At 68.1% G+C, this 8,159-nt stretch carries 6 protein-coding genes; all 6 read right to left on the bottom strand.

Translation table 11 applies throughout. The annotated features are described in order from the left end of the window. Positions 1–1,364 (bottom strand): UDP-N-acetylmuramoyl-L-alanine--D-glutamate ligase (murD, locus tag AC1DHD_RS11545; RefSeq protein ID WP_476879850.1); only part of this gene is annotated, 1,364 nt, incomplete at its 3' end. Further along, entirely contained in the window at positions 1,346–2,455 is a 1,110-nt protein-coding gene (gene mraY, locus AC1DHD_RS11540; protein ID WP_476879849.1) for a phospho-N-acetylmuramoyl-pentapeptide-transferase, read from the bottom strand. The genes murD and mraY, both read right to left, overlap by 19 nt. Continuing rightward, entirely contained in the window at positions 2,452–3,915 is a 1,464-nt protein-coding gene (locus AC1DHD_RS11535; RefSeq protein WP_476879848.1) for a UDP-N-acetylmuramoyl-tripeptide--D-alanyl-D-alanine ligase, read from the bottom strand. The genes mraY and AC1DHD_RS11535 overlap by 4 nt, the downstream gene beginning before the upstream one ends. Before the next feature lie 6 nt (positions 3,916–3,921). Continuing rightward, positions 3,922–5,562, bottom strand: coding sequence for a UDP-N-acetylmuramoyl-L-alanyl-D-glutamate--2,6-diaminopimelate ligase (locus AC1DHD_RS11530; protein WP_476879847.1), 1,641 nt, complete (start codon positions 5,560–5,562; stop codon positions 3,922–3,924). Positions 5,563–5,673: 111 nt separating this feature from the next. Continuing rightward, entirely contained in the window at positions 5,674–7,476 is a 1,803-nt protein-coding gene (locus AC1DHD_RS11525) for a peptidoglycan D,D-transpeptidase FtsI family protein (RefSeq protein ID WP_476879846.1), read from the bottom strand. 45 nt (positions 7,477–7,521) lie between these two features. Next, on the bottom strand, positions 7,522–8,159 hold a 638-nt coding region (gene ftsL / locus AC1DHD_RS11520), incomplete at its 5' end, for a cell division protein FtsL (RefSeq protein ID WP_476879845.1).

Genomic DNA, 8,159 nt, shown 5'->3' with positions numbered 1-8,159 from the left:
TCTTCAGTGTCGCCCTTTGCCTGGCCGATCACGGGGACATCGGGCGCGTGTCGCTGGAGCGAGGCCAGGAGTCCGGCAGAGTCCGCACCGATCAGCACCACGGCCTTGAGCCTGCTGGCGTTCTCGCGGACCAGTGAGTCGTAATTCACGCCCTTGGACAGGCCGCCGGCGATCCACACCACGTTCTGGAACGCGGCGAGAGACGCTGCGGCGGCGTGCGGGTTGGTGGCCTTGGAGTCGTTTATCCAGAGCACGCCTTCGTGGCGGGCCACCGGCTGGATCCGGTGGTCCCCCGGCAGATAGTCCTGCAGTCCCCGGCGCACGGCGGAGGGCTCAACGCCGTACGCGCGCACCAGGGCAGCCGCGGCGAGGGCGTTGGCCACCATGTGCCGGGGCGCCACCGGGCCAAGGTCGGAGACGGCGGCCAGTTCGGCGGCGCTGTCCTTGCGCTCCGGGATGAATGCCCGGTCCACAAGCAGTCCCTCAACGACCCCCACCATGCTGATGGCGGGGGTAACGGTGGTGAAGCCCACGGCGCGGCAGCCCTCCACGACGTCGGCGTTCTCGACCATACGTTCGGTTTCGATCTGCTCGGCGTTGTAGATACACGCCTTCTGTGTCCGCTCGTAGACCTTGGCTTTGTCCGCCAGGTACGAGTCGTACGATCCGTGCCAGTCCACGTGGTCTTCGGCGATGTTCAGGCACACGCTGGCGACCGGGGACACCGAGTGGCTCCAGTGCAGCTGGAAGCTGGAGAGTTCGACGGCGAAGACGTCGTACTCCACCGGGTCACGGAGCGCATCAAGGATGGGGGTCCCGACGTTGCCGACGGCGATGGCCTTGAGTCCGGCGGCCTGCAGCATCGCTTCGGTCAGCCCGACGGTGGTGGTTTTGCCGTTGGTGCCGGTGATGGTGATCCAGTCGGCCGTCTTGCGCCCTGCGCGTTCGCGCACGCGCCAGGCGAGTTCGACGTCGCCCCATACGGGGATGTGCGCCCGCGCGGCGGCGGCGAGCAGCGCCTGGTCGGGCCGCCAGCCCGGGGAGGTGACAATGAGTTCGGGTTTCTGGCCGTCCACGGTGGGTACGGCGTTGACGGCGTCGGCTCCGAGGAGCACGCCGGCCGCGCCGACAATCGTCAGGGTGTCGGCCTGGGCGCGCGCTGTGGCGCCGTCGGCGGCGTCCACTACCACCACGCGGGCACCGAGTTCGATCAGGGTGTCGGCGGCGGCGAAACCGGAGATGCCGATTCCGGTGACCACCACACGGAGCCCGGACCAGTCCGCGTCCCAGCTGGTCAGGCCCTCGAGCCGGGGCGAGGTTGCCAGCGGTTCGGGGATCACACCGCTCACAGGAGCACCACCCATTCGGCGTAGAAGATGCCGAGGCCGGCCGCGACGAACAGGCCACAGAGGATCCAGAACCGGACCACGACGGTGACTTCCGCCCAGCCCTTGAGCTCAAAGTGGTGCTGCAGCGGGGCCATCTTGAAGAAGCGCTTGCCCTTGGTGACCTTGAAGTAGCCGACCTGGATGATGACCGACAGGGTGATCATCACGAAGAGGCCGCCGATGAAGGCAAGGAGCAGTTCGGTCCGGGACAGGATCGCGAAGCCGGCCACGGCGCCGCCGATCGCCAGCGAGCCGGTGTCCCCCATAAAGATCTTCGCCGGCGAGGTGTTCCACCAGAGGAACCCAACCAGGGCGGCGCTGACGATGGCGGCAAGCAGGGCGAGGTCCAGCGGGTCCCGGACGGTGTAACAGCCGGCGCCGGCCTGCCGCGGTGAGCCGCAGGACTGGTTGCTCTGCCAGATCCCGATGAGGGTGTAGGCGCCGAAGACCATCACGGAGGCACCGGCGGCAAGGCCGTCCAGGCCGTCCGTGAGGTTCACGCCGTTGGTGGCCGCGGTGACGATCAGGTTGGACCACAGCACAAAAAGGATGGCGCCCACAACCGTGCCGCCGAAGGCGAGGTTCAGCCACGGGATGTCACGGACCAGGGAGATCTGGTAGGACGCCGGGGTGACCTTGTTCTCGTCCGGGAAGTTCAGGGCCAGGACGGCGAAGATGATGCCGACGGCGGCCTGAAGGATCAGTTTGGCCTTGGCGTTGAGGCCCAGGCTGCGCTGCGCGGAGATCTTGATGAAGTCGTCCAGGAACCCGACAAGGCCCATGCCGACCATAAGGAAGAGCAGCAGCAACGCGGAGGCGGACGGGCCCGGCGAGCGGGGGTTCATCATCCACATCACGAGGTGCGTCAGCCCGTAGCTGACCAGCACGGCCACCACGACGACGGTGCCGCCCATGGTCGGCGTGCCGCGCTTGGTGTGGTGGGAGGTGGGCCCGTCATCGCGGATGAACTGGCCGTAACTCTTGCGGACCAGGAACCGGATAAACAGCGGGGTGCCCAGGAAGGAAAGCAGCAGGGCCAGTCCGGCGCCCATCAGCAGTGCGATCACAGCAGTGCGCTCCCTTCAGTGGCGGTTCCGGGTAATGCTATCCGATCGCCCAAATGGCGCAGCCCGATGCTGTTGGAGGATTTGAAGAGGACCAGGTCGCCGGGCTCGAGCTCGGCGCGCAGGATGTCATAGGCCTCATCGACGTTTTCGGCGAACAGGCACTCGTCGCCCCAGGATCCTTCGTTGACCGCGGAGACGTAGAGCGCCCGGGCCTCGCGTCCGATGACGAGCAGTCGGGAAATGTTGAGCCTGACCACCTGGGTGCCGACGGCGGTGTGCTCGCGGATGGAGTCCTCGCCGAGTTCCAGCATGGCCCCGAGCACAGCCCAGGTGCGCCGGCCGCGGCCGAGGTCCGCGAGGGTCCGCAGGGCTGCGCGCATGGACTCCGGGTTGGCGTTGTAGGCGTCGTTGATGATGGTCACGCCGTCGGCCCGTTCGGTGCGTTCCATCCGCCAGCGGCTGGCGGCGGTCTGCGCGCTGAGCGACGCGGCGATGCCGGTACCGGGAATGCCGGCGGCGTGGGCGGCGCCGGCAGCGGCCAGAAGGTTGCCCACATGGTGTGCACCGATCAGTTTGGCCGACACGTGGTGGCGCTCGGTGCTGCCGGGCAGCTGCAGCTCGAATTCGGGGTTGCCTTGGGCGTTCAGCTCGACGTCGTCGGCCAGGACCAGCGCATTCTGGCCGCTGCCGGTGCGCTGGGCGGAGAAGCCGAGGACCGTTGCGGAGGTCCGTGATGCCATGGCGGCCACGCGCGGATCGTCGAGGTTCAGGACGGCCGTGCCGTCCGTGGGCAGTGCTTCGACCAGTTCGCCCTTGGCCTTGGCGATGTTTTCGACCCCACCGAACTCGCCGGCATGGGCTGTTCCGACGGCCAGGACGACGCCGATCTCCGGGCGGACCATGTCCGCGAGGTAGCGGATGTGGCCGATGCCGGTGGCGCCCATCTCGATGACCAGGAACCGGGTCTCGTAGCCGGCGCTGAAGACGGTCAGCGGGACCCCGACCTCGCCGTTGTAGGAACCCTGTGGGGCCACGGTGGTGCCGTAACCGGAAAGAATCCCTGCCAGCAGGTCCTTGGTGGTCGTTTTGCCGGCGGAACCGGTGATGCCGATGACGGTGAAGGCCTCATTGCCGGCGGCGCAGTGCGCCCGGATCCGGCGGACGGCTTCGGCGGCGAGGGCGCCCATGGCCAGGACGGAGTCCTCGACGACGACGGCCGGGTACGTGGACCCGTCCGGGGCGGCGACGTCGCGCTCGACGAGTGCCAGCACAGCTCCGCGTTCAAAGGCGGCCGCCACGAAATCGTGCCCGTCTGCGGTTTCTCCGGGTTTGGCCACGTAGAGGGAGCCTGCCGTGGCTTCGCGGGAGTCGGTCACCACGGAGCCGGGGGTGATGCCCGGTTCCGCGGCCAGCCGGCCGTTGGTAATTTCGGCGATTTCAGCCGCAGTAAATGCAATCATCTCGGTTTAGGACTCTATCCGCTGGTCATCGAGAACGGTGAATCCTCGTGCTGTCAAGGCGGAGCGGAGCTCCACCCGGTCATCGAGCGCCAGGTTGACGCCCTTGACCTCCTGCCAGACCTCGTGGCCGCGGCCGGCAACCAGGATGGTGTCGCGCGAGTCCGCCAGTTCCACGGCCTTGCGGATGGCGGCGTCGCGCGGGAACACTTCCAGGACGGTGCAGGCAAGGCCTTCGCGGGCCTGGGCCTCGAGGGCTCCGGCGAGCACGTCAGCGCGGATGGCGGCGGCGTCCTCGTCGTGTGGGTCGTCGTCGCTGACAATCACGGTGTCGGCCAGGCGGGCGGCGATGGCGCCCATGGCCGGCCGTTTGCTTTGGTCGCGCTGGCCGGTCGCGCCAAAGACGATGATGACCTTGGAACCCGGCTCCGGGGAGCGCACGGCTTCCAGGGCACGGGCGAGGGCGTCCGGGTTGTGCGCGAAGTCGACGACGGCGGCCGGCTCCGTTGCCACGAGCTGCATCCGGCCGGGCACGGCGACGGTGAACGGGTCGGCGCTGTCCAGAGCGGTCTGCACCTCGGCCGGGGAGGTACCGCCGGCGATGACCATGGCCATGGCGAGGGCCGCATTGGCGACGTTGAAGCTTCCCGGCAGCCCGGTGTGGACCCGGAGCTCGGTGCCGTCGCGGTGCCGCAGCCCGAAGTCGGTGCCCAGGCCGCGCGGACGGGGATCAACGACGGTCCAGTCCGCCGCCGGACCGCCGGCGTCCGTGGCGAGGGTGCTGACGGGGATGCCGGCGCCGGCGGCAAGCTTCCGGCCCCATTCGTCGTCCACGGTCACGACGGCGGCGCGGGCGCGTCCGGCGGTGAAGAGCTGCGCTTTGGTCCCGAAGTACTCCTCCATGCTCCCGTGCAGGTCCAGGTGGTCCTGGGTGAGGTTGGTGAAGCCGGCCACGTCGAACTCCACGCCGTCGACCCGGTGGAAGGCAATGGCGTGCGAGGAGACCTCCATGGACGCGGCGTCGAGCCCGCGTTCACGCATCAGCGCCAGCAGGGCGTGGACGTCGGTCGACTCGGGGGTGGTGAGGAGGCTGGGGATCGGTTCGCCGCCGGCCAGGATCTCGATGGTTCCGATCAACCCGGTCTTCTTGCCGAGCGCCTGGAGCAGGGAATTGATGAAGTACGTGGTGGTGGTCTTGCCGTTGGTCCCAGTCACCCCGAACAGGGCCGGCGCCGGGGCGTCTGCCGGCCGGCTCCGGTAGATCAGCGCGGAGAGGCGGCCCACCAGGCTCCGCGGCTCCTCGGCGAGCAGGACGGGCACGGAGATGTCGTTGGAGAGAGCCAGCAGGCGCGCGCCGGCGTCGTCCGTCAGGACCGCGGCAGCACCGGCGTCGACGGCGTCCGACACAAAGTCCGCGCCGTGCCGGGCCGCGCCGGGCAGAGCGACGTACAGGTCCCCCGCTTCGACGGTCCGGGAGTTCAGTGAAATTCCGGTGACGGGCACGTCCGCGGAGGCACCCGGGACGACGACGCCGATCCACTCACCGATGGTTTCAAGCGGCACGGCGGCAACCGTCGAGGGCCGGAACGCCGAGGTGGAGTCCTGGCCGGATGGCGCTGGTGCCGCATCGTGGGCATTGGGCTCTGACAAGGGGATCTCCGTTGCGGTGCTGGGCAGCATGCGCCGCGCGCGGAGGATTGCCCCGCACGCAGGCCCGGCTGCGTGGAACTGGTGGGTGTTGCTGACTCGTGAAGCTGGGTGCTACTTGGCGTACTGCGGGAGCCTGACCGGCTTACCGGTGGACGGCTCAACGTTGTAGGTGCGCAGCGTCTGGCTCATCACCGAACGGAACACGGGCCCCTGGGTGATGCCGTAGATGCTGCCCTTGGGCCGCTGCAGGACAACTTCAACAATAAACCGCGGATCGTCCATTGGCGCCATCCCGATCAGGGAGGCCGTGTAGCCGCAGAATCCGGACTTGCCGTCATCACACGGGGATTCGGACGTACCCGTCTTGGCGCCCACGCGGTAGCCGTCGATTGCGGCGTCCTTGATCTCGCCCTCGGTGACGGCGCTTTCGAGGATGTCGCGGACCTGCTTGGCGGTGCTCTTGGAAACCACCTGCCGGCTGGGCTTCGCCGGGACTTTCTCCACGGTGCCGTCGGGGCTGATGTAGCTGTCGATCAGGCGCGGCTGGAGCATCACGCCGTCGTTGGCGATGCTCTGGTAGGCCCGGACGGTCTGGAGAGTGGACTGGGCGACGCCCTGGCCGAACAGTACGGTGTACTGCTGCCGGCCGTCCCACTGGTCGGCCGGCGTCAGGATGCCCCGGGCCTCGGCCGGGAGCCCGATGTCCGGAGCCTCGCCGATGCCGAACTTCTGCAGCCAGTCGTGCCGCTTTTCCTTGCTGATCCGCTGGCCGACCATCACCGTGCCGGTGTTCATGGAGTAACCCACGATGCCCGCCAGGGTCCGCTTCTCGGTGCCGTGCTCGAACGCGTCGGTGAACGTCTGCCCGTCCACCGTGTAGGTCGGCGGGATGATGAACTTGTCCAGCGGCTTGGCCGTGCCCTCCTCGATGGCCGAGGCGGCGGTGATCATCTTCTCCACCGAGCCCGGCTCGTACGCGGCGGTCACCGACCGGACACCGCGGTCCGCTGCGGCCACCTTGCCGGGATCATTAGGGTCCGGGGCGTTGGTGTCCGCCATCGCGATGATGTTGCCGGTCTTGACGTCGGAAACGACGATGACGCCCCACTCCGCGCTGAGCTGGTCCTTCTGGCTCTGGATGGCCTGCTGGGCGAAGTACTGCAGGTCCGAGTTGAGTGTGAGTTTGATGTCCTTGCCGTTGACGGCYGGGGTGAACTGGTCCACGCCTACCGGGATGCGCAGCCCGTCGGCGCCGATTTCGAACAGCCGCTTGCCGGCGGTGCCCTTGAGCACGTCGTCCTGGGTCTGTTCCAGGCCCGCCTGGCCGGTAGTGCCGTCCTTCAGGAAGCCGACAATCCCGCCGGCCACGGAGCCGTTGGGGTAGACCCTCTTGCTGGTGCCTTCGGTGACGATGCCGGGGATCTGGAGTTTGGAGATCCGGTCCTCGACGTCGGGCCGGATGTCCTTTGCCACGATGTAGTAGCGCTGGGTGCCGGTCAGGGCGGTCTTGAGGTCGTCCTTCTTCATGCCCAGGACGGTGGCGAGTTCCTCGATGCCCTCATCCCGCGTGATCTTCACCACCGTGTCCTTGCCGTCGACTTTGTCCAGCCGCGGGAACGTCTCGGTGTTGGTGTTGACGGTCTGGTCCACCACGACGTTGTAGCGGATCACACTGCTGGCCAGCACGGTGCCGTGGGAGTCGAGGATGCTGCCCCGTTCTGCGGGCAGTTCAATGGGCTTGAGCCGGTTCTTCAGCGCTGCCTCGGCCATGCCGCCGACGTCGAGGCCCTGCACCAGGAACAGCTTGCCGCCCACCACCAGCAGCAGCGTCAGCATAATGCCGAGCCCCAGCCGCAGCCGCCGTGTGGCGCTCGGCGTCTTGCCTGGTCGTGCCTTGCCGGTGTTTTGCGCCACGGGAGTTTCCTTGCTTCTTGCCTTGCTGGTGGTTGGTGCCGCCTGCTATTTAGCCGGGATCTTCTGGGCCGGAGCGGGAATGGTGCCGCCGTAGAGGTCCACGGCCGGTACCCGCACGGCGGGGACCTGGACTGCGGGGATCTTGGCTGCCGGAACCTTGGCTGCGACCTTGGCCGCTGCCTTGGCCACAGTGTCAGCGGGTTTGAGGTTCAGGAGCGGTTCGTTCTCCGTGGCGGAGGGAACCACGTTGACCTGGCCGGCGACGGCGGGGGCCGCGATGACGGCGCCGGGGGCGTCGCTCTTGGCGGCCGGCTTGGCCTTGCCGGACACGGCCAGGGTCGACAAGTCGATTTGGCCCTTGACCGTGGAGGCCACCATCCCGAGCTCGGTGGCTTTGGCCGCCAGGTTCTGCGGGGCGTCAAAGTTCTGCACCTGCTGGGTGAGGTCCTGGTTCTGCTTGGTCAGCGTGGACTGCGTGGCCCGCAGCTCCACCAGCTGGTACTGGGCAGAGGAGACCGAGATGTTCAGGACCAGCACGGCCATCAGGGCGAGGGCCAGGATTCCGAAGCACATCACCACGAACGGCGCCCGGCGCTTGCGCGGGACAGACCGGACGACAGAGAGCGGCGTCCGGGACTTGCGGGCGGGCGCGCCCGGGGTCAGGTCCGGAAGGGTCCGGAAGC

The organism is Arthrobacter sp. 05L45_2 (assembly GCF_056397525.1).
The sequence above is the reverse complement of the archived record's forward strand: the minus strand, read 5'-3'. Positions and strand labels throughout refer to the sequence as shown.